The 463-nt window shown below is 43.6% G+C and carries 1 protein-coding gene; it reads right to left on the reverse strand.

The genetic code is table 11. The features are described from left to right. Nucleotides 1–201: 201 nt before the first annotated feature. Nucleotides 202–463, reverse strand: a 262-nt coding sequence (locus B7X71_RS15830; protein WP_293601437.1) for a penicillin acylase family protein, incomplete at its 5' end; no start/stop codon positions are given.

Raw genomic sequence — 463 nt, forward strand, 5'->3', positions numbered from 1 at the left:
TAACGGTGTCTAGGTCTACATAAACTACCATGACCTCATTCGATCCCAATTCTTTCCACTCGGCGAAGCTGCTAGAGAATGGCAGCAAGGAGAGGGAAGTAAAAATAGTGAGTGCGTGTAATTTTTTCATGTTCAGTAGCAATATCGATTAATCGGTTAAACCCGAACTGGGTCTGAAGACTTTATTCTAAACTCCCCAGCTTATTTTTCCTTAATATTCAGATCCAGTTGCCGGCGAATTATTTTGGGCTTCATTTGCAGTGGGAGATATTCATTTTGAGCCCAAAGTCCACTCATATTCCGATAGAGCTTGCTTTGCACCCAGCCAGATTGTCCAGTTTGATAGATAAAGAGAGATTGCTCTAAATCGGATAAATCAAAGAGCGTCCTAAGACTAGGGGCCTGCTTGGTTTCAAAAGGGTTGTCAGCCCTCAGAAGCTCGAGGCGCCCCACATTGATGCTA

The sequence above is a fragment of the Polynucleobacter sp. 39-46-10 genome (genome assembly GCF_002282275.1).